Below are 22,226 nucleotides of genomic sequence, written 5' to 3' on the forward strand. Positions count from 1 at the left end.
TTAAGCAATTTATTATTAGTATTGTTCTATAATTTCCTTTACAGCCAAAACTAATGCATCCACTTCTTCATCTGTCGTATTGTAGCCTACACTAGCTCTAACCGCCCCCCGCTCACTCGTTCCTGCAGCCATATGCGCTGTCGGTGTACAATGAAAACCTGATCGAACAGCAATTTGATAATGCTGATCTAGAATAAATGACAATTCTGATGGATCAATATGTGGAATATAGAACGAAACAATTCCAGTTCTAGGCTGACCGATGTCTGGCCCTAAGCACACCACACCTTCAACGTCCATAAGACCGCTAAGCAGCCGCTGTGACAGCTTCCACTCATGTTCATAGATCTTATCGATACCGATGCGCGAGATGTACTCTACGCCAGCTGTAAGCCCCGCAATGCCTGCTGTATTTTGTGTCCCTGCTTCATAACGATCTGGTCGAATAAGTGGCTGGTGGGGCGCCTCAGATTGACTTCCTGTACCGCCCTGCATAAGCGGCTCAAGATCGATATCCGGTGCAATATATAGACCACCTGTCCCCTGTGGTCCAAGCAATCCCTTATGTCCTGGAAAAGCAAGCATATCGATACCAAGCTTCACCACATCAACAGGTATAATACCTACACTTTGCGCTCCATCCACAAGCAGCTTTGCTCCATGCTTATGCACAATTTCACTAATTTCAGCTATCGGCAGAATAGTCCCAAGCAAATTTGAGCTATGATTTACAGCGACAAGTGTCGTATTGGCCTTCATCGCTGCTTCAAGCTGATTAAGATTAAAAAAGCCTTTCTCATCCGCATCTATATAGGTTACCTCTACACCTTTTTGTTCCAGATCATAAAGCGGTCTACGAACCGAATTATGCTCCACTGAGCTAGCTATCACGTGGTCGCCTGCTTTAACAAAGCCTTTTATCGCCATATTCAACCCCATCGTTGTATTGTGCGTAAACACAATATCATTGGGGTTATTCACATTGAGTAGCTTTGCAAGCTGCATTCTACCCTTGAATAAAATACGACTAGCTCGCACCGCCATCGCGTGACTACCTCTACCAGGATTGGCGCTATCATTTTTCATTGCTGCTGTAACCGCCTCTATCACTTCATCGGGCTTCGGCCAAGACGTTGCAGCATGGTCTAAGTAGTAAAATCGTTCAGACAATTTGCTCCCCTCCAAGCTAACAATGGCACATCTAGCTATAATCTTTCTAGCAAAAGATTATTACTTAGATGTGCCATATTGGTTATTCTATCAACACCTCTTGCTTATTGCTTATTGCTGTAGTAACTCTAGTATACGCTCCAAGTCTTGCTTACTGTAGTACTCTAGCTCGATTTTCCCTTTATGCTTTGATTGTTTAATTTTAACCCCTGTCTGAAAACGATCGCGCAAGGTAGATTCGACACTTTCAATAAAAGGATCTCGTTTCTTTGTTTTTTCGTTTCTTTGTTGTGGTGGTTTTCGGTTTGCGAGCTTATTTATTTCATCCTCTAGCTCTCGAACACTCCATTCACCATCAACACAAAGCTTAGCAAGCTCTAGCTGCAGCTTCTCTTCCTTCACACCTACAATTGCTCGAGCATGCCCCATTGACAATGTTCCACGTGAAACATCTTCCTTAATTGACTCTGGCAGGCTTAGCAGTCGCATGAAGTTAGCAATATGAGAACGAGATTTTCCTACCTTTAGGGACAATTCCTCTTGAGTCAGTTTGAATTTATTAATTAATGCTTCATACGCTAGTGCCGTTTCAATCGCATTAAGGTCTTCGCGTTGCAAGTTTTCAATTAGGGCCATTTCCATGACCTGAGAGTCTGTCAGCTCTCTAACAACTGCAGGTATACGTTCATTGCCACATAGCTGTGACGCACGAAAACGGCGCTCACCTGCTACAATTTCAAAGCCTCTTAATACTCTACGCACAATAATCGGCTGAATAACCCCTTGCTGCTTAATTGATTCAGCTAGCTCTCGTATCGTATCATCATCAAATGTTTTACGCGGCTGATAAGGGTTGGGTCTAATATCGTTCAGCGGTATGCGAACTACCTCTTCTTCATCCGTTTCTACTGGTTGAAACAGCGCATCTAATCCTTTACCTAGAGATTTTTTCATAAGAAATCACTTCCTTAGCTAGTTCAAGATACACTTCTGCCCCTTTTGATTTAGGATCATATGAAATAATCGCCTTTCCGTGTGAAGGCGCTTCGCTGAGCCGCACATTTCTTGGGATAACCGTCTGATAGACTTTTTGTTGGAAGTACTTTTTCACCTCTTCGATAACTTGAAGCCCAAGATTGGTTCGTGCATCAAGCATCGTTAACAGTACTCCTTCAATCTGCAATGAAGTATTGAGATGTTTCTGCACTAATCTTACTGTATTTAACAACTGACTTAATCCTTCAAGCGCATAATATTCACATTGGATTGGAATCAATACAGAATCGGCAGCAGTTAATGAATTAATCGTTAATATACCTAGCGAGGGTGGGCAATCAATCATAACATAATCGTAACGATCTCTAACCAAGGCAACAGCCTTCTTTAGGCGCTGCTCTCTAGAAATGGTTGGGACAAGTTCAATCTCTGCTCCCGCAAGCTGGATCGTTGCTGGAATGATATCAAGACCCGGTATAGCCGTTTCAAGTATCGTTTCCTTAGGATTGACCTCATTCACTAATACATCATAGATGCAATGAGTGACATCCCCCTTATTAATACCAAGGCCGCTTGTTGTATTGCCCTGAGGGTCAATATCGATTAGCAACACTTTTTTACCTAACGATGCTAAGCAAGCAGATAGATTAACAGAAGTCGTTGTTTTCCCTACACCGCCCTTTTGATTCGCAATCGCAATAACTTTAGACATCTTCTCACCTCATGTTTACAACTATTGGAGACATGGCAAGACTACTAGCAAAAATGTAGTAATATGGCCGTTTCATTGTGTTATTTTTTGTTTTTAGGAATCTGGATCACGATTTCATAATGATCATCATGATCTTGCTCCTTTGTCTTGATCGCTAAGCCAGATCCGGATACCATATCTATCGATTGACGAATCGTGTTGAGGGCGAGCCGAACATCTTTAGTGAACGAAATCCTCTTTGCTTTCTTCGGCTTTGACGCTTCTTTAAGAAATGCGATGCGAGCTTCTGTCTGCTTAACATTCCAATCGTTTTTAATAATATCCTCAAGAACTTTCATTTGAAGCTCTTCTGTATCAAGTGTTAGCAACGCACGTGCATGACGTTCTGTAATTTTACGCTCCATAAGTGCCTGCTTTACCGCTTCCGGCAAAGCAAGAAGCCTTAGCTTATTGGCAATCGTTGATTGGCTCTTACCAAGTCGCTGAGCTAAGCTTTCTTGTGTTAGCTGATGCAGCTCAATTAAACGCTGATAAGCAACAGCCTCTTCCACTGCAGTTAAGTTTTCGCGCTGCAAATTTTCGATTAACGCAATAGATGCTGTTTGCGCATCATTAAACTCACGAACAATTGCAGGAATCGTCTCTAGTCCAAGCTTTGTTACGGCTCTCCAGCGACGCTCTCCAGCTATAATTTCATATTTATTGTTACGCATTCTTACAACAATAGGCTGAATAACGCCGTGTGTACGAATGGTTTGGCACAGCTCATCTATGCGTTCGTCATCGAATACCGTTCTTGGTTGAAACGGACTTGTTACAATCTCGCTAAGCGGAATCTGCTTAACTTCCTCTTGATTTGACTTCGACTCAGCGAATCCGAACAACTTAGAAATATGATCCTTCATATTGACTATAACCACCTAATCATGTGATGAAAAAACAATTTAACCGTCATTGATCATGTGAAACGCACAAACCTATAGCTTGGCTACATTCCGATAACAATCATATACTATAAATATTCGACCACATTTCCGAGAAATCCTGCTCTTTCACCAATTAATATGACAATAAAAAATAGCAACTAACCGTGTTAGTTGCTATTATAACCTTTAACTAAGTGTTATGGATACCTAATAATCGTTCCACGTGGAACAATTTATTTAACAAGCGGCTGCTTTAGCGGCAGGCCAGCCTTGCGCGGATACTTTTTTGGAGTTGCAGCAAGCTTCTTTACACATACAATATGACGCTCTGACTGCTCATTTGGAAGCTTTAACTCATACTGCTGGACAACCTTCCCTTTCAGCTCTGAAAGGCTGTAGGCAGCCTCCTGCAGCTCCTCAGCAAGACTTGCGCCTTTCATGCTAGCGAATATACCGCCGGCTGCTGTAAATGGGAGACAAAACTCATTCAACACGGCAAGTCTAGCAACAGCACGTGCGGTCACTAGATCGAAAGCGTCACGATACTTCGGCAGTCTCGCTACATCCTCCGCACGTCCATGTATCGCCTCTACCTGCTCTAGGCCTAACTCGTTAACAAGATGATTCAAGAAGTTAATTCTTTTGTTAAGTGAGTCAACAATGAGCACCTGAAGGTGAGGAAATACAATTTTTAGTGGAATACTTGGAAAACCTGCTCCTGATCCAATATCCGCCAATTTTTTAATATCCTTCATATTCACAAAGAATGAAAGTGAAATAGAATCATAAAAATGCTTTTCGTATACAGCATCCCGCTCCGTAATGCCTGTTAGATTCATTTTTTCGTTCCATTCCACAAGCAACTCATAATAGCGTTCAAGCTGAGCCAATTGTCGCTCATCAAGTATAATTTGATGAGCGGCAAGCTGCTCAGTGAACCATGCAATTGTCTGATCCATTATGATCCTTTCGCAGCCGTTACTCGGTTAAAATGCTCCAAGTAAATGAGCAAGACTGAAATATCAGCTGGGGTTACTCCACCAATTCGGCTCGCTTGACCGATGGAAAGCGGACGAATAAGTTCAAGCTTCTGTCTTGCTTCATTGGCTAGTCCTTTAATATCGTTATAGTCGATTGTATCTGGAATACGCTTACGTTCCATTTTGTTTAATCGCTCTACCTGTTGAAGCTGCTTTTCAATATAGCCTGCATATTTAATTTGAATTTCGACCTGTTCCTTCATTTCAGCTGTAAGTTCATAAGGAGACGGTGAAATTCTTTCAAGCATCTCATACGTAATCTCTGGTCGACGCAGCAGCATAATGATGCTGCCCCCTTGGTTAAGCTCAGCTGAGCCCACTTCCTCTAATAGTTCTTTCGCATCTGAAGGCTTAATTTTCGTGTCATGCAGGCGCTGAACCTCTAGCTCAACAAGCTCTTTCTTTTGCAAGAAAGCTTGGTAGCGCTCCTCTGTAATTAATCCGATCTCGTAACCAAGTGGAGTAAGACGCAGATCAGCATTGTCATGACGCAGCAACAATCTATATTCAGCACGTGAAGTCAACAGTCGATATGGATCATTCGTTCCTTTTGTGACCAAATCATCGATCATAACGCCAATATAACCATCTGAGCGCCCAATAATGATTGGCTCCTTGCCTTGAACCTTGCGTGCCGCATTAATTCCAGCAATGATCCCCTGCCCTGCAGCTTCTTCATAGCCGGATGTACCGTTTATTTGTCCAGCTGTGAATAATCCATCAATTTGCTTTGTTTCAAGTGAAGGCCATAGCTGAGTCGGAATAACCGCATCATACTCAATCGCATAACCATTACGCATCATTTGTGCATTTTCAAGACCCGGCACAGAACGAACCATCTCCAGCTGTACATCCTCTGGCATGCTCGTAGACAAGCCTTGAACATAATACTCGAGTGTATTACGGCCTTCTGGCTCTAAAAAGATCTGATGCTTCGGCTTATCCGCAAAGCGTACAATTTTGTCCTCGATGGATGGACAATAGCGTGGTCCTGTTCCTTCAATTGCACCTGAAAACATCGGTGCACGATGCAAGTTATCGTTAATCACTTTATGAGTCGTTTCAGATGTATACGTTAGCCAGCAAGGAATTTGCTCAATATTAGATTCCTTTGTTTCATAGGAGAAAAACTTCGGATTTTCGTCCCCAGGCTGTATTTCTGTTTTGGAGAAATCAATCGTTTCACCATTGACACGCGGCGGAGTTCCAGTCTTAAAGCGAATTAGCTCTAAGCCATGCTCCTTCAATGATGCTGCAAGCTTCACGGATGGCTGTTGATTGTTAGGGCCACTTTCATACATCAGCTCACCCATAATGATTTTGCCACGCAAATACGTACCTGTCGTAATAATGACCGCTTTGGCACGGTAGTGAGCACCCGTTTGCGTGACCACTCCTACACAACGACCATCCTCTACGATAAGCTCTTCGACCATCCCTTGTCTTAACGTAAGATTTGGCGTCGTCTCAATCGTTTTTTTCATTTCATGCTGATACAAGAACTTATCCGCCTGTGCACGAAGTGCATGCACTGCAGGACCTTTCCCTGTATTTAGCATACGCATTTGAATAAATGTCTTATCGATATTACGGCCCATCTCACCACCTAGGGCATCGATCTCACGTACTACATGCCCTTTTGCCGGACCACCAATCGATGGGTTACAAGGCATAAATGCAACCATATCTAGATTAATCGTTAGCATTAGCGTTTCGCAGCCCATACGAGCCGTTGCAAGGGCCGCTTCAGCACCTGCATGACCGGCTCCAACTACAATGACATCATATTCCTTAGCTGTATATCCCATTGCTTAACCTCCTGTCGTTACTTAACCTTAGTAAATGTTACTTATGGAAAAATATTCTTTATATTGCAAAATAAAACTTAATACGCAGCTTACTTTCCAAGACAGAACTGCGAGAATATTTGGTCGATCAACGAATCTCCCGCTTCTACACCTAATATTTCTCCAAGCGCTTCCCATGCCAATCTTGCATCAATCTGAATAACATCGATAGGGATACCCATGTAAGTCGCTTCGATCGCATCTTCCATCGATTGCTTAGCTCGCTTTAACAGCGAGATATGACGGACATTACTTACGTAAGTAAGATCATTCGCTTCTAGCTTACCCTCAAAAAACATTTCACTAATTGCTTTTTCGAGTTGATCTAGCCCTTCCTGCTGTAACATAGACATTTTAACAATAGAACCGCCATGAAGGAAAGGGATAACTTCATCTAAATTCAGCTTTGACTCCAGATCCATCTTATTCACAATAACAATAATACTTCTTCCCTGCAATGATGCTAGCAGCTCCTTGTCCTCATCCTGCAGCGGTTCATTGTTATTTAAGACAAATAGAACCAAATCCGCCTCTGTAATCGCATCTCGTGACCGCTCAACCCCGATTCGCTCTACAACATCACTTGTTTCACGGATACCTGCTGTATCAAGGAGACGAAGCGGTATGCCATTCAAGGTAACATACTGTTCAATAACGTCACGCGTTGTACCTGGAATATCCGTAACAATGGCACGGTTTTCCTGACTTAATGTATTCATTAGTGACGATTTTCCTACGTTTGGTCGACCAACAATCGCTGTTAATATTCCCTCACGCAATATTTTTCCTTCACTAGCCGTTTTAAGCAGCTGATCAATCTCGACGATTGTCTTTTCACATTGTTCACGGATATAGTTGCTCGTCATCTCTTCGACATCATGCTCAGGATAGTCTATATTTACTTCGATATGCGCAAGCAGCTCAATGACATTTTGACGCAGCGCCTTAATTTTAGTTGATAACACACCTTCTGCTTGCTTTCTCGCGACAGCAAACGCTCGATCAGATTTCGAACGAATAAGGTCAATGACCGCTTCAGCCTGCATCAGATCGATACGCCCATTAAGAAACGCGCGCTTCGTAAATTCACCAGGCTCTGCAATACGAATATCCTCCTGCTGCAGAAGCACATCCATTACACGTGATATAGCGATAACTCCTCCATGAGCGTTAATCTCTACAACATCTTCAGCGGTAAATGAGCGAGGTCCCCTCATCAGCGAGACGAGCACTTCCTCTTCCTTCTCTCCCGTTGTAGGATCGACTATATACCCGTAATGAATTGTATGTGAAGCTGCGTCACGCAGCGGTTGTTTTGTTTTAAATATGCGATCGACTCCCTCTATTGCTTTTGGGCCACTGACACGGATGATGGCTATTCCACCTTCTCCTACAGCTGTTGCGATCGCAGCAATTGTATCATGCTCAACCATTGTGCAATTCACCTCTCTATTGTATGTTCAATATGCTTGACGATCAGTACGCGGCAGTAAGCAGCAGCGCATGACCTCGTAATCAAAGCCGAGCTTATTGAACCACCTCTTCAATGTATGTTCAATATGCTTGGCTTTCAGTACCGAGAAGATGGCACGTTACTAGAAAACGAGGAGCGCAGCGTAGACAAACCTACGTGAGCACCGAAGTTTTCGGTAGAATGACATATTCGACGCCGAGTAAGCAGCAGCGCATGACTTCGTAATCAAAGTCATGCTTATTGAACCACCTCTTCAATATAAGATCAATATGCTTGGCTTTCAGTACCGAGAAGATGGCACGTTACTAGAAAACGAGGAGCGCAGCGTAGATAGACCTACGTGAGCACCGAAGTTTTCGGTAGCGTGACATATTCGACGCCGAGTAAGCAGCAGCGCATGACTTCGTAATCAAAGTCATGCTTATTGAACCACCTCTTCAATATAAGTTCAATATGCTAGGCTTTCAGTACCGAGAAGATGGCACGTTACTAGAAAACGAGGAGCGCAGCGTAGATAGACCTACGTGAGCACCGAAGTTTTCGGTAGCGTGACATATTCGACGCCGAGTAAGCAGTAGCGCATGACTTCGTAATCAAAGCCAAGTTTATTGAACCACCTCTCATAAACGGAAAACAGCAATGACTTCAATAGTCATTGCTGCACTCCTATTTCTACATGTATGCTTCATTCTACTTACTTCAAAGTAATGACAACACGACGATTAGGCTCATCGCCTTGACTAAAGGTACGCACCTTTGGATGACTTTGCAGCTGAGAATGAATAACTTTGCGTTCATGGGGCACCATCGGCTCAAGTACGACTTCCTTCCTTGTCCGAACGACGCGTCCTGCTAACCGCTCAGAAAGATCCTCTAAGGTTTTGCGACGACGTTCTCTAAAATTCTCAGCATCTAAAACAATTCGGATATGATTGTCGGAATAACGATTGGCAACGATAGTAACGAGATATTGTAAAGCGTCCAGCGTCTGGCCGCGACGGCCAATTAGCATTCCGAGATCACCATTACAAGATATAGAAAGCAGCATGTTATCCTTCGTTTCAGTCCAAGTCAATTGGACATCCAGCCCCATCGCATGAGCTACATCACGAATAAAACGCTCTGCTTCCTCCTTAGGATCAGGAATCAATTCAAGCTCAACCTTAGCATCCTTTGAACCGATTAACCCTAAAAATCCTTTAGCAGGCTGCTCTAGCACGACAACCTTTACGCGATCTTCTGTCACCTGTAGCTGTGCCAATCCATTTCGAACCGCATCCTCGATTGTCTTTCCTGATGCAAGAACTTTCGTCATTTCGCAAGAACCTCCTTCTTCTCTTTCCCTTTCCCTTTACGGTTCGGTAATACATATAGGAAGTAATTTTGAACAATCGTATAAATGTTACTGAACACCCAGTAAAGCGGAAGCGCCATTGGGAAGGACAGTGACATTACAAAGATCATAATTGGGAAAATCCCTAGCAATATAGACATACCTGGCATTTGCTGTTGCTGTGTCTGCTGCATCATTTTTGTCTGAATAAATGTAGTAGCAGCTGCAATTAACGGTAGGAAATACCATGGGCTTGTCTCATCCAAGGTCCAACCAAACAATTGGCTGGAGCGAATATTCTCATTCCAGTAAATCGCATTGTACAGCGCAATAAATACAGGCATCTGAATAATAAGCGGTAAACAACCAGCTAACGGGTTAACGTTATGCACCTGATACAGCTTCATCATTTCTTCTTGCATTTTTTGCGGATTGTCTTTGTGCTTTGCGCGCAGCTCAGTAATTTGCGGTTGCAATGCTTGCATTGCCTTCGAGCTACGGTATTGCTTCAATGTTAAAGGTAGGATTAACGTACGAACAACGATCGTAAGTAATAGAATCGCAAGTACGTAGCTGCCTTGGAACCAATTAGCGAACGTATCTAATGTTAACGCGAAGTAGTAAACAACATTACGCTCCCAAAAGTTACCCTCGAGCAGGTTTTCGGTCGTCATGGTATGGTCCACCTGAGGCGCACATCCTGCCAATAAGCTGATCGATAAAATCAGACCAACCACTAAAATCCATTTTCGATTGTTACGGAACAACATGCAATCTCCTCTCTGAGAGCTAATACACAAATCTAACATAGACTATACCATAAATTATTCCACAAATAAACAACAGTTAACCGCTTTCGAGAACCATCCTGTGTCACTTTTATGAGCAATAGAAAAAAGCCTTAGCTTCGTTCTTTAAGAATAGCGGTTCTAGGGCTTTTTCGTTTGCTTTCCTTTAATAAGCCAGCTTTTCGAAGCACATGCCGAACAGAACGCTCCAGCTCCGAATAACTCATCGATACAGCAGGCTTTCTTACGATTAATATAAAGTCTACATGCGGAACAATTTGTACTTCCATATGTCTAACAATTTCTTTGATCACTCGGCGCATTCGGTTACGAACGACCGCATTGCCGACTTTTTTACTTGCGGATATGCCTAGACGGAATGGCTCAGCAGTAGGCTGCTTTGACCAATAAACGACGAATTGACCGTTAGCAAACGATCTTCCCCCTCGATATACACGACTATAATCTTCACGATTTCGTAGACGAAGCTTCCTGCGCACTGATCTCGTCACCATTCCTTCTTATATAGTAGCTAATCCTTCTTATTATAGTAGTTAAATTTTTATAGTGTCTAAATTCTAGCAAAACCATAAAAAAAAGACCACCGAGTGTGGTCTTCTGGACTATGCACTTAGCACTTTTCTTCCTTTTTGACGACGAGCTGCTAAAACTTTACGTCCATTTTTACTGCTCATACGCTTACGGAAACCATGTACTTTAGCACGTTTGCTTACATTCGGCTTAAATGTAGGACCCATTATGCTGCACCTCCTATATGATTCTTATCCAAACGCCTAAATCCAATCACAGGATACAGCGCTAAATAGATAACCAAAAACACGCTTTTAATATTAAACCACGTCAGCACTAAAAAGTCAATCAAGGACCATAGGTAAAAGCTGCACATTTCAGATCCATGAATAGCTTCGTTTCTCATTGTGGATAACTAATAAAACCATTGTTTCGACTCGTGTTGAATAGGATGTGGATAGATTTCATCGCATCATTTCGAGTGTTGTCGAATTTTACACAAAATATAAACAATATCTTGTGTTGTAGATAACGTCTGTACACAACCTATTGAAATTGTGGATAATTTACTCAATTTCATTGAAATACAAGGGATCTTTTGCTATGATAGTAATGTTTTCGTTGTGGATTATTTAGAATTGTACCAAGGTTATTAACAGCCTGTGGATAATATTGTGTACAACATCTTGCATATATGAATAACTTTTTATGAGCATATCTGCTTAATGTGGACAACTTCTTCTAAAAGGATCTAAATTTCGACACCAACGCGAGCCCATCTTCATTATAAGAATATGAAATAAGGAGTGACAGTCTGTGGATAGCCATACTCATGATTTATGGCAGCAAGTATTGTCTATCATACAAACGAAGCTAAGCAAACCGAGTTACGACACCTGGTTTAAAGCGACAAAAGCAACGTTTATTGATGAATCACTACTTGAAATTATTGCGCCAACTACGTTTGCTGCGGAATGGCTAGAAAATAAATACACAAATCTAATCAAAGCGACACTATATGAATATTTAGGCCGAAACATCAATATTAAATATTCCATTGGTGAGTCAAAATCAGCAGAACAAGCCGTGGTTTTTCCACCGAAACAACCTGCCAGTCCTGTTAACGTCGAAGAAGCTCCTTCCAATATGCTCAATCCCAAATATACGTTCGATACTTTCGTAATTGGCACAAACAACCGTTTTGCCCATGCTGCATCGCTTGCAGTAGCAGAAGCCCCTGCCAAAGCGTATAATCCATTATTTTTATATGGTGGCGTTGGCTTAGGAAAAACACATCTTATGCATGCGATCGGACATTATATTATGGAGCATAATCCGAATATGCGCGTGCTCTACATTTCATCTGAAAAGTTTACGAATGAATTTATTAATGCGATTCGTGACAGTCAAGGGGAAAGCTTCCGTACCAAATATCGCAATATCGATGTTCTACTGATTGATGATATTCAATTTATTGCAGGCAAGGAGCAAACTCAGGAGGAATTTTTCCATACCTTTAATGCACTGCATGAGGAACGCAAGCAGATCATTATTTCAAGTGATCGGCCTCCAAAGGAAATTCCTACGCTCGAGGAACGCTTAAGATCCCGCTTCGAATGGGGCTTAATTACGGATATACAGCCTCCAGACCTAGAGACGAGAATCGCGATTCTACGGAAAAAGGCGAAGGCAGAGAATCTGGATATCCCTAATGAAGCAATGAATTACATCGCGAATCAAATTGATACAAATATTCGTGAGCTGGAAGGTGCACTTATTCGCGTAGTCGCTTATTCTTCCCTTATTAACGCTGATATTACATCTCATCTGGCTGCTGAAGCGCTTAAGGATATTATTCCATCTTCACGGCCACGTATGATTACGATCAACGATATTCAAGCGAAAGTTGGCGAATTCTACGGCTTGAAGCTTGAGGATTTCAAAGCTAGAAAGCGGACAAAGGCTGTAGCTTTCCCAAGACAGATTGCGATGTACTTATCAAGAGAGCTAACCGACTTCTCACTGCCTAAAATCGGTGAAGCATTTGGCGGGCGTGATCATACAACCGTCATCCATGCGCACGAAAAAATAACAAAGCTCGTTCAAGAAGATCAAGAGCTGTACAAAATCATTACCAATATTACAGAAAAAATTAAAAATTAATGTGAACAACTAAACAAGCCTATGCACACGCTATGCACATGTGGATAGGCTTGTTTTATCCATACTTAGAGGGGTTATCCACATATTCAGTGCCCCTACTGCTACTACTACTAGTTTTTTAAACAAATATCATCTATTAGAAACGAGGAGATCGCGTTGAAATTAACGATCGCAAAAAATGAGCTCAATCAAGCTATCCAAAACGTTGCAAAAGCAATCGCAGCACGTCCAACGATTCCTATTTTAGGCGGTATAAAAATCGATGTTACACATCAAGCTGTAACGTTAACAGCAAGTGATACTGATATATCTATTCAAAACTTTATTCCTGTAGAACAAAATGGACAAATTATTGCAGATATCGAGAAACCAGGTAGTGTTGTTCTCCCTGCTAAATTTGTAGTCGAAATCGTTAAAAAGCTTCCTTCTGATCAGGTATCTATCGAGGTTAGTCAGCATTTTCAAACATTAATTCGTTCAGGTTCAACAGAAATTCAAATGGTTGGTTTAGATCCTGAGGATTTCCCAGTTCTGCCTAGCATTGAACAGGATCATGTCCTTTCAGTACCTGGAGAACTAATTAAATCGATGATTAGACAAACGGTGCTTGCCGCTTCAACAAGTGAACAAACACCAATTTTGACAGGTGTTTTGTGGAATTTACAGCAAGGTGAGCTTAAGTTTGTTGCAACGGATCGCCACCGTCTTGCTAGCCGTACAACGAATGTGGATGTCGCTGAAGATTTCCGTTTCAGCAATATTGTTATTGCAGCTAAAACATTGAACGAGCTGTATAAACTAATTCCTGACCAGCATGCGCCTGTTGATATCGTTGTAGCAGAAAACCAAGTACTGTTTAAACTTGATCAAATCTTATTCTACACTCGCATTTTAGACGGAACGTATCCAGACACATCGAAAATTATTCCGTCCGTATTTGAAACAGAAATAGTACTTGATACTAAAAATTTAATAGATGCAATGGATCGTGCATATTTGATGTCTCGTGAGGATAAAACGAATATTGTGCGCGTAACGACGATCGACAATGGAACCATTGAAATATCCTCCAGCTCAACAGAGCTTGGTCGTGTTACAGAGCAGATCGAAGTTATTGATTACAAGGGTGAAACGCTGCGTATCGCGTTCAACTCCAAATATATGCTCGATGTATTAAAGGTTATTGATAGTGAAAAGATTGTTATCGGCTTTACCGGTGCAATGAGACCAATCATCATTCGCCCGCTGGATCACGATTATTGCGTTTACGTTATTTTGCCGTATCGTACAACAGGCTAGGAGGTAGCTACCGTGAAGGAAATTGAAATATCCACAGAGTATATCGCGCTTGGGCCGTTCTTAAAGCTGTCGGATTGCATATCCACAGGTGGACAAGCGAAGTTTTTTCTACAAGAAACGCAGGTGTTAATAAATGGCGAGCCAGATCAACGCCGCGGACGAAAGTTATACCCTGGGGATAAAGTTGAAGTAAAAGGGTACGGAACATTTATCATCGTCAGCTCGTCATGATGGCCGCTCGGGAGGCTATGAGGTGCGACTTCAATCAATTAAATTGAGCAATTATCGTAACTATGAATCGCTAGAGCTTGAAACGCCGCATATGGTTAACGTGTTTTTAGGAGCCAATGCTCAAGGCAAGACGAATTTGCTTGAATCGATTCTTGTCTTAGCTCTAACCAAGTCTCATCGCACAGCTAAGGATAAAGAGCTAATTGGCTGGCAAGGTGATCATGCTTATATCGGAGGAGTAGTCGATAAGAAATACGGCAGGCTTTCTCTAGAGTTGACGTACGGTCAAAAGGGAAAAAAAGCAAAACTGAATGGTCTGGAGCAGCGGAAGCTAAGCAACTACGTAGGTGGATTAAACGTTGTGATGTTTGCGCCAGAGGATCTTGAAATAGTGAAAGGTACGCCAGGGGTACGAAGACGATTTCTCGATATGGAAATCGGTCAAGTGCAGCCTGGCTATCTGCACTGGCTTCAGCAGTATCACAAGGTACTGCAGCAAAGAAATAATGTGCTGAAGAATGGTATCCACGCAAGTGATGCAGCGATGCTTGAAGTTTGGAACATGCAATTAGCCCAATTCGGTGTTAAAATAATGATGAAAAGGCAACACTTTATAGACAAGCTGCAAACGTATGCTCAGCGAATTCACGCCGGCATAACGAATGACGCCGAACAACTGCGGTTAGCTTACAAACCGTCGCTTGACAGTGAGCATTTGCAAGATGAAGCTATGTTATTCGAGCAATTTATGGTAAAGTTATCACAGGTAAAAGACCAGGAGTTTCGTAGAGGTATAAGTTTAGTTGGACCTCACCGTGATGATATCGCTTTTTTTATTAATGAAAAAGAAGCCCAAGTATTTGGATCACAGGGGCAGCAGCGAACGACAGCGTTATCGATTAAGCTGGCTGAGCTGGAGCTTATACATGAGGAGATTGGCGAATACCCTATTCTACTGCTGGATGACGTGCTGTCAGAGCTCGATCGCAATCGTCAAACGCAGCTGATTGAGACGTTTCAAAGCAAGGTCCAAACGTTCATTACGACGACTGGGCTAGAAAGTGTTGATATGGACCGGCTTCACCATGCAGGCATTTATTATGTGAAGGACGGAAAAGTTAGCATGTCTCCGGATTGAGGTGAAATGATGTATATCCATGTTGGTGGAGAAAAAATAGTGCGAACTTCAGAGATCATTGCGATTTTTGATATTACGATAGAAAGCTCTTCTAAACTATCGAAACAGTTTATGACCGGTGCGATGCAGCGTAAGGAAATTGAGATGATTGGTGAAGAGGAAGCGAAAAGCATCGTCGTTACATCAAAAAAAGTGATTTATTCACCGATTTCGTCGTCGACACTAAAAAAGAGAGCACATCATTTTGCAGCATTATAAACATACGCCTATTGCACAATATAGAATGATTTTAGAGATTTTAAAGGGATTAGCAGTTGAGAGGAGCAGTGAACGCGCATGTCTTTGGAACAACACACGTATGATGAGAGCCAGATACAGGTACTAGAGGGGCTAGAAGCAGTCCGTAAGCGTCCTGGTATGTATATCGGTTCTACAAGCGCAAAGGGTTTGCATCATCTTGTATGGGAGGTCGTCGATAACAGTATCGATGAAGCATTAGCAGGCCACTGCGATCAAATTGATGTGATTATTCATGAGGATAATCGCGTTACTGTTATTGATAATGGACGCGGTATTCCTGTTGGGATGAATACCAAACTTAATAAATCAACGCTTGAAGTCGTACTAACTGTGCTGCATGCAGGAGGAAAATTCGGCGGTGATGGCTACAAGGTTTCTGGCGGTCTCCATGGTGTCGGTGTTTCTGTTGTTAATGCGCTGTCTGAGCATGTTAAAGTTCAAGTTAAGCGTGACGGTCATCTCCATCAACAAGAATATGTACGCGGTGTACCACAGTATGATATTAAAGTTATCGAAGATACTGATGAAACAGGTACAACGGTAACCTTTAAGCCAGATAGTGAGATTTTCACAGAAACGACTGTGTTTGAGTATGAAATTTTGCAGACGCGGATTCGCGAGCTGGCGTTTTTGAATAAAGGAATTAAGCTTACGCTGAAAGATGAGCGTACGGGACAATTTGAGGAATTCCATTATGAAGGTGGTATTAGCGAGTTTGTTAAGTACCTAAGTCGTCATCGTGAAGTTATTCATGAGGAGCCGATTTATGTAGAAGGCAATCGTGACAATATCCAGGTGGAAGTTTCTTTGCAATATAATACGAGTTATTCAGACTATCTCTATTCCTTTGCTAACAACATTCATACGCATGAGGGTGGTACGCATGAATCAGGCTTTAAATCTGCACTTACCCGTATCGTTAATGAGTATGCACGTCGTATGAGCTTGCTGAAGGATAGCGATACGAATTTTACTGGCGATGATGTGAGAGAAGGCTTAACTGCCATTATCTCTGTTAAAATTCCTGAGCCACAGTTCGAAGGACAGACAAAAACAAAGCTCGGCAACAGTGAAGTTCGCGGAATTGTTGAATCGTTGTTCTCTGAAAAGTTCCAGGAATTTTTGAACGAAAATCCAAGTGTCTCGAAGAAAATTATCGAGAAAGGTCTTCAAGCTGCTAGAGCACGCGAAGCAGCTAAGAAAGCACGCGAGCTTACACGTCGCAAAAGTGTGCTTGAGGTAGGCTCATTGCCTGGTAAGCTTGCTGACTGCTCATCGAAGGATGCATCGATTAGTGAGCTTTATATCGTAGAGGGTGACTCTGCGGGCGGATCTGCGAAGCAAGGACGAGATCGTCATTTTCAGGCGATTTTGCCGCTGCGTGGTAAGATCCTCAACGTAGAGAAAGCACGACTCGATCGAATTTTGAGCAATGCGGAGATCAGAGCAATAATAACAGCACTCGGAACTGGAATTGGTGAAGATTTTGATATTGAAAAGGCTAGATATCATAAAGTCGTCATTATGACAGATGCCGACGTTGATGGTGCTCATATTCGAACGCTGCTGCTGACATTCTTCTATCGCTATATGCGTCAAATTATTGAAGCAGGCTTTATCTATATCGCACAGCCGCCGCTCTTTAAGATTGAGCGTAATAAGGTGGTGCGTTATGCACTTACTGAGCAGGAACGCGACGAAATTGTATTAGAGATGGGCGAAGGCAATAAAATCAATATCCAACGCTATAAAGGTCTTGGAGAGATGGATGCAACGCAGCTATGGGAAACAACAATGGATCCTGAAAGCCGTACGATGCTACAGGTATCGATTTCCGATGCGATGGAAGCTGACAAGATCTTCGATACGCTTATGGGTGACAACGTAGAGCCGCGTAGAGACTTTATCCAGAAATACGCGAAGTATGTAACGAATCTAGATTTCTAGGGTTGGTTCCTAATGATACAGAGAGATGCTGTGCTGGCAATGAAAGCTGCTAGCTACAGCATCTTTTTTGTATAAACCCGTACATTTACATCAAGACAGTAAAGTTAATGAATGGTATAATATAGATTGGTACTCTTGTTTATAGATGACCTAGATAGATGTAAACATAGTCGAAAGTACGCGTCATTCTATATTCTTCTCAAGTTTGCCTGTTGGCATAATTGGGGATTATAGGAATATGAAACAATGGCGTCAGGGAGGTAAAGCATGGCCGAGGAACAAAAAATGTCAATTGTAGATCGTGATATAGGTACGGAAATGCGCGATTCGTTTATGGATTATGCGATGAGCATAATCGTAAGCCGCGCGTTGCCTGATGTAAGAGATGGGCTTAAGCCCGTTCATCGTCGTATTCTATACGCGATGTCAGACTTAGGCATGTCGCCGGATAAACCTTATAAAAAATCAGCTAGGATTGTTGGAGAAGTAATCGGTAAGTATCACCCACACGGTGATTCAGCTGTATATGAATCTATGGTTCGTATGGCACAAGACTTCTCAATGCGTTATACACTAGTTGATGGACATGGTAACTTTGGATCTGTTGATGGTGATATGGCAGCGGCCATGCGTTATACAGAAGCAAGATTATCTAAAATGGCAATGGAATTGTTGCGAGACATCAATAAAGAAACGATTGATTTTATAGATAACTATGACGGTGAAGAAAGAGAACCGGTTGTTCTTCCTTCACGTTTTCCTAATCTGCTCGTCAATGGGGTAACAGGTATCGCTGTTGGTATGGCAACGAACATTCCTCCCCATAATCTAACTGAAGTAATCGAGGGTGCACAGGCGCTTATTCGCAATCCAGAACTTACTTCACTTGAGCTAATGGATTATATAACTGGTCCTGACTTTCCAACAGCAGGATTTATATTAGGACGAGCAGGCATTAAGCAAGCTTATTTAACGGGTCGCGGCTCAGTGACGATGCGTTCTCGCTGTGAAATCGAAGATGAGAATGGAAAAGCTCGCATTATTGTTACGGAGATACCTTATCAAGTCATTAAAGCTCGTCTGATCGAAAAAATTGCTGAGCTGGTTCGTGAGAAGAAGCTTGAAGGCATTACCGATCTAAGAGATGAATCCGACCGTAACGGTATGCGTATCGTCATCGAATTGCGCAGAGACGTTAATCCTAATGTTGTTCTTAACAACTTGTATAAGCAAACACAGCTGCAGACAAACTTTGGGGTTAATATGCTTGCGCTTGTAAACGGTGAGCCTAAAACATTAAATCTGCACGATATGCTTTATCATTATTTGCAGCACCAGATTGAAGTTATTCGTCGTCGTACAGAGTTCGAGCTAAAAAAAGCAGAAGCGCGTGCACATATTCTAGAAGGCTTGCGCATTGCCTTAGATCATTTGGATGAGGTTATTACCCTCATTCGCTCATCACAAACCGCTGATGAGGCGCGTGAAGGCTTAATCGAGCGTTTTTCACTTACGCATGAGCAAGCACAAGCGATTCTTGATATGCGCTTGCAGCGTCTAACCGGACTAGAGCGCGATAAGATTGAAGCAGAGTACGAGGAGCTTATGCGCAAAATTGCAGAATATCGTGCAATCCTTGCTGATGAGCAGCTAGTGCTTGATATCATCTACGAGGAGCTCGAGGAAATTAAGCAGCGTTTCGGAGATGAGCGCCGTACAGAAATTACTGCGAGTGATGAGGAAATTTTGGACGAGGATTTAATTCCGCGAGAAGAAGTTCTTATTTCTATCACACATTCTGGCTATGTGAAGCGTCTGCCTGTCACAACGTATCGTAGTCAGAAGCGAGGTGGACGCGGTGTCGTGGGGATGGATACGAAAGAGAATGACTTCGTTGAGCATCTGTTCGTAACGAACTCTCACCATTACTTGCTCATATTTACGAATAAAGGCAAGGTCTATAGATTAAAGGCTTATGAAGTGCCTGAATTAGGCCGTACAGCACGCGGGACACCGATTATCAATCTTATTCAGATTGAACAAGGTGAAACGATCAATGCGGTTATTCCTGTAGAGTCCTTCAATGACGAGCAATATCTATTCTTCGCGACGAAGCACGGTATCGTGAAGAAAACACCGCTTAGCGACTATATTAACATTCGCAAGGTTGGTCTAATCGCGATATCCCTTCGTGAGGAAGACGATCTAATCGATGTGAGGCTTACAGATGGTACGCAGGAAATTATTCTTGGTACAAGCCACGGGATGTCGATTCGATTCTCAGAAAAGGATGTACGTTCTATGGGACGTTCCGCAACTGGTGTAAAAGGTATTCAACTGGTAAATGATGATACGCTGATTGGTATGGACGTTGTCGTTGAAGGCAGAGAAGTACTTGTCGTTACGGCAAATGGTTATGGTAAGCGTACGCCAGGAGAAGAATATCGTCCTCAAAACCGCGGTGGTATCGGAATTAAAACAATCCATAGAACCGAGGAACGTGGTCTAGTTGTCGCACTTAAAGTCGTTGATGATAATGAGGATCTGATGATTATGACTGCATCAGGCACATTAATTCGAATGGGTATGGAAGACATTAAGTCGATGAAGCGCGATACGATGGGCGTTAAGCTAATCAATACACGTGAGGACGACTTCGTATCAACTGTTACAAGAGTAGAGAAGAGTGAAGAGGAGTCCGAGGACGCTGCAATAGATGGGCAAGTAGCGGGTGAGATAGAAACGGATGCTTCTGTTGAATCATCCTCTGACGAGCCAACCACTGACGAACCGATCTCTGATGAGGAATAGCACGAAGTAATATGAGAGCTAGAAAGGAAGAGGACCTATGGTATCTGTCAAAGTTGATCAGCTTAAGCTAGGTGATAAATTACTTGAAGATGTCCTCACTCCACTAGGAAGCACATTATTACTAAAGGAAAAGGCAATTACTGAACGTGAACTAGAGATATTAAAAGCCTTTATGATTGAAGAGGTTGAGATCGTAAGTCATCAATCGGAGGAGAGAGCAAGCAAAGAGGATGACTCTTCTACTCCAGCAACGAAACAAGTGGGACAAGCTAGCACTTTTTATAGCGAGTATGAGAAGATGGTAGAGATGCTGCGGCAGCTCTCCCATCTTATTACTGCTAGTCAACCAATACCACTGATGGATTTGCGTAAGCAGCTAAACAATATTTTTGATCGTATTGGCGAATATAATCTCATCACGTTCACGCCAGCCTTTAATAATAATCAAGATTATATGCTTCATAAAAGTGTCGTCACATCTCTTACATCCTATTTATTAGCACAATGGGTAGGGTTACCTCAGAAAGATTGGATGCAGGTAGCGCTAGCCGGGCTTTTAATGGATATAGGTAATGTTAAGATTGATTCGGATATATTGAACAAACCGGGAAAACTAACTGAACAAGAAAAACAAATCATAAAAAAACATACAGTTTATGGTTATCAGATTTTGCGTTCGATTACAGCTCTCAATGAAGGGGTAAAGCTGGCTGCACTTCAGCATCATGAACGAGTGGATGGATCGGGATATCCCAATCAGTTTCTAGGCAGTCAGCTTCATCCATATTCGAAAATTGTCGCGATAGCAGATATATATCATGCTATGACACTTAATAATGTATACCGTAAACCGATTTCTCCATATCTTGTGCTTGAACAAATCCAAAGTGATGCATTTGGAAAGCTAGAACCATCGTATGTGAGAACATTTATAGCTAAAGTTGCGAACTTCAATACGGGAACAAAAGTCAAGCTAAGTGATGGTCGTGTTGGAGAAATTGTATTTTTTGAACGCGATCATCCGACACGCCCTTGGGTTTCAGTCCAAAATACAATCGTTAACTTAACGATAGAACGCAGTCTGCATATTATAGAAATTATACAGTAGCTAATAACGCCTTCTTATCTATTTGTTGTGTCATACAACGAGATAAGAAGGTTTTTATATTATTCGACAAAAACTTTTATAAAACACTTGCATAAGTCTAGTGAAATATGTTATATTATTTCTTGTCGCCGCGAGAGATCGCGACAGACACACAAAAACAAAACGTTCGAGTCACACTCGCAAGATGAGATGAGAACGACATTGTTCCTTGAAAACTGAACAACGAGTAAGAACTGCCATCAATGTTTTCCACCCCGTCGGTGGGCATTGATAAAAGCGAAATATAATGAGCAATCAAACACTTTAATGGAGAGTTTGATCCTGGCTCAGGACGAACGCTGGCGGCGTGCCTAATACATGCAAGTCGAGCGGACTTGATGGAGTGCTTGCACTCCTGAGAGTTAGCGGCGGA

General features: G+C 42.3%; 19 protein-coding genes and 1 rRNA gene. 9 read left to right on the plus strand and 11 right to left on the minus strand.

Features of this window, described 5'->3' with window-relative positions:
* Positions 1 to 15: 15 nt before the first annotated feature.
* The 11 genes from M3180_RS19965 to rpmH all read right to left on the minus strand — a co-directional run bounded on the left by M3180_RS19965 (position 16) and on the right by rpmH (position 11,044).
* On the minus strand, positions 16 to 1,170 hold the full coding sequence (locus M3180_RS19965; protein ID WP_251670784.1) for an aminotransferase class V-fold PLP-dependent enzyme: 1,155 nt from the start codon (positions 1,168 to 1,170) through the stop codon (positions 16 to 18).
* A 111-nt stretch (positions 1,171 to 1,281) separates the two neighbouring features.
* On the minus strand, positions 1,282 to 2,124 hold the full coding sequence (locus M3180_RS19970) for a ParB/RepB/Spo0J family partition protein (protein ID WP_251670786.1): 843 nt from the start codon (positions 2,122 to 2,124) through the stop codon (positions 1,282 to 1,284).
* Positions 2,105 to 2,878, minus strand: a complete 774-nt coding sequence (locus M3180_RS19975; RefSeq protein WP_251670788.1) for a ParA family protein — start codon at positions 2,876 to 2,878, stop codon at positions 2,105 to 2,107. The genes M3180_RS19970 and M3180_RS19975 overlap by 20 nt, the downstream gene beginning before the upstream one ends.
* A gap of 80 nt (positions 2,879 to 2,958) precedes the next feature.
* Complete coding sequence (gene noc / locus M3180_RS19980; RefSeq protein ID WP_251670790.1) at positions 2,959 to 3,783, minus strand: nucleoid occlusion protein; 825 nt, start codon at positions 3,781 to 3,783, stop codon at positions 2,959 to 2,961.
* A 254-nt stretch (positions 3,784 to 4,037) separates the two neighbouring features.
* Positions 4,038 to 4,763, minus strand: coding sequence for a 16S rRNA (guanine(527)-N(7))-methyltransferase RsmG (gene rsmG / locus M3180_RS19985; RefSeq protein ID WP_251670791.1), 726 nt, complete (start codon positions 4,761 to 4,763; stop codon positions 4,038 to 4,040).
* Entirely contained in the window at positions 4,763 to 6,652 is a 1,890-nt protein-coding gene (mnmG, locus tag M3180_RS19990) for a tRNA uridine-5-carboxymethylaminomethyl(34) synthesis enzyme MnmG (RefSeq protein ID WP_251670793.1), read from the minus strand. The genes rsmG and mnmG overlap by 1 nt, the downstream gene beginning before the upstream one ends.
* An 89-nt stretch (positions 6,653 to 6,741) precedes the next feature.
* On the minus strand, positions 6,742 to 8,124 hold the full coding sequence (gene mnmE, locus M3180_RS19995; protein WP_251670795.1) for a tRNA uridine-5-carboxymethylaminomethyl(34) synthesis GTPase MnmE: 1,383 nt from the start codon (positions 8,122 to 8,124) through the stop codon (positions 6,742 to 6,744).
* Between the two features lie 735 nt (positions 8,125 to 8,859).
* Positions 8,860 to 9,480 carry an RNA-binding cell elongation regulator Jag/EloR gene (gene jag / locus M3180_RS20000; RefSeq protein ID WP_251670797.1) on the minus strand — a complete coding sequence of 207 codons (621 nt, stop codon included), beginning with the start codon at positions 9,478 to 9,480 and terminating at the stop codon, positions 8,860 to 8,862.
* Entirely contained in the window at positions 9,477 to 10,268 is a 792-nt protein-coding gene (locus M3180_RS20005) for a YidC/Oxa1 family membrane protein insertase (protein WP_432806964.1), read from the minus strand. Before M3180_RS20005 ends, jag begins: the two co-directional genes overlap by 4 nt.
* Positions 10,269 to 10,399: 131 nt before the next feature.
* The gene (gene rnpA, locus M3180_RS20010) at positions 10,400 to 10,786 is read right to left on the minus strand and encodes a ribonuclease P protein component (RefSeq protein ID WP_251670801.1); all 387 of its coding nucleotides are present in this window, start codon (positions 10,784 to 10,786) and stop codon (positions 10,400 to 10,402) included.
* A 123-nt stretch (positions 10,787 to 10,909) separates the two neighbouring features.
* Positions 10,910 to 11,044 carry a 50S ribosomal protein L34 gene (rpmH, locus tag M3180_RS20015; protein WP_251670803.1) on the minus strand — a complete coding sequence of 45 codons (135 nt, stop codon included), beginning with the start codon at positions 11,042 to 11,044 and terminating at the stop codon, positions 10,910 to 10,912.
* Positions 11,045 to 11,633: 589 nt separating this feature from the next.
* Between rpmH and dnaA the strand changes: the two genes are divergently transcribed.
* The 9 genes from dnaA to M3180_RS20060 form a co-directional block, all read left to right on the plus strand.
* Positions 11,634 to 12,980: a chromosomal replication initiator protein DnaA gene (gene dnaA, locus M3180_RS20020; RefSeq protein ID WP_251670805.1), complete on the plus strand. Its 1,347-nt coding sequence runs from the start codon at positions 11,634 to 11,636 to the stop codon at positions 12,978 to 12,980.
* A 156-nt stretch (positions 12,981 to 13,136) separates the two neighbouring features.
* Positions 13,137 to 14,279: a DNA polymerase III subunit beta gene (gene dnaN, locus M3180_RS20025; protein ID WP_251670808.1), complete on the plus strand. Its 1,143-nt coding sequence runs from the start codon at positions 13,137 to 13,139 to the stop codon at positions 14,277 to 14,279.
* Between the two features lie 12 nt (positions 14,280 to 14,291).
* Complete coding sequence (yaaA, locus tag M3180_RS20030) at positions 14,292 to 14,510, plus strand: S4 domain-containing protein YaaA (RefSeq protein WP_251670810.1); 219 nt, start codon at positions 14,292 to 14,294, stop codon at positions 14,508 to 14,510.
* Positions 14,511 to 14,532: 22 nt separating this feature from the next.
* Positions 14,533 to 15,648 carry a DNA replication/repair protein RecF gene (gene recF, locus M3180_RS20035; protein ID WP_251670812.1) on the plus strand — a complete coding sequence of 372 codons (1,116 nt, stop codon included), beginning with the start codon at positions 14,533 to 14,535 and terminating at the stop codon, positions 15,646 to 15,648.
* 9 nt (positions 15,649 to 15,657) lie between these two features.
* Positions 15,658 to 15,906 (plus strand): extracellular matrix regulator RemB, encoded by a 249-nt coding sequence (remB, locus tag M3180_RS20040; RefSeq protein WP_251670823.1) that lies wholly within the window; start codon positions 15,658 to 15,660, stop codon positions 15,904 to 15,906.
* 78 nt (positions 15,907 to 15,984) lie between these two features.
* A complete protein-coding gene (gene gyrB, locus M3180_RS20045; protein WP_251670814.1) occupies positions 15,985 to 17,895 on the plus strand; it encodes a DNA topoisomerase (ATP-hydrolyzing) subunit B in 1,911 nt (636 codons plus the stop codon).
* Positions 17,896 to 18,162: 267 nt separating this feature from the next.
* Complete coding sequence (gyrA, locus tag M3180_RS20050; protein ID WP_251670816.1) at positions 18,163 to 20,706, plus strand: DNA gyrase subunit A; 2,544 nt, start codon at positions 18,163 to 18,165, stop codon at positions 20,704 to 20,706.
* A 37-nt stretch (positions 20,707 to 20,743) separates the two neighbouring features.
* On the plus strand, positions 20,744 to 21,814 hold the full coding sequence (locus tag M3180_RS20055; RefSeq protein WP_251670818.1) for an HD-GYP domain-containing protein: 1,071 nt from the start codon (positions 20,744 to 20,746) through the stop codon (positions 21,812 to 21,814).
* 303 nt (positions 21,815 to 22,117) lie between these two features.
* Positions 22,118 to 22,226, plus strand: a 16S ribosomal RNA gene (locus M3180_RS20060); the annotation flags it as partial.

Source organism: Paenibacillus camelliae (genome assembly GCF_023715345.1).
Taxonomy (GTDB): domain Bacteria; phylum Bacillota; class Bacilli; order Paenibacillales; family Paenibacillaceae; genus Pristimantibacillus; species Pristimantibacillus camelliae.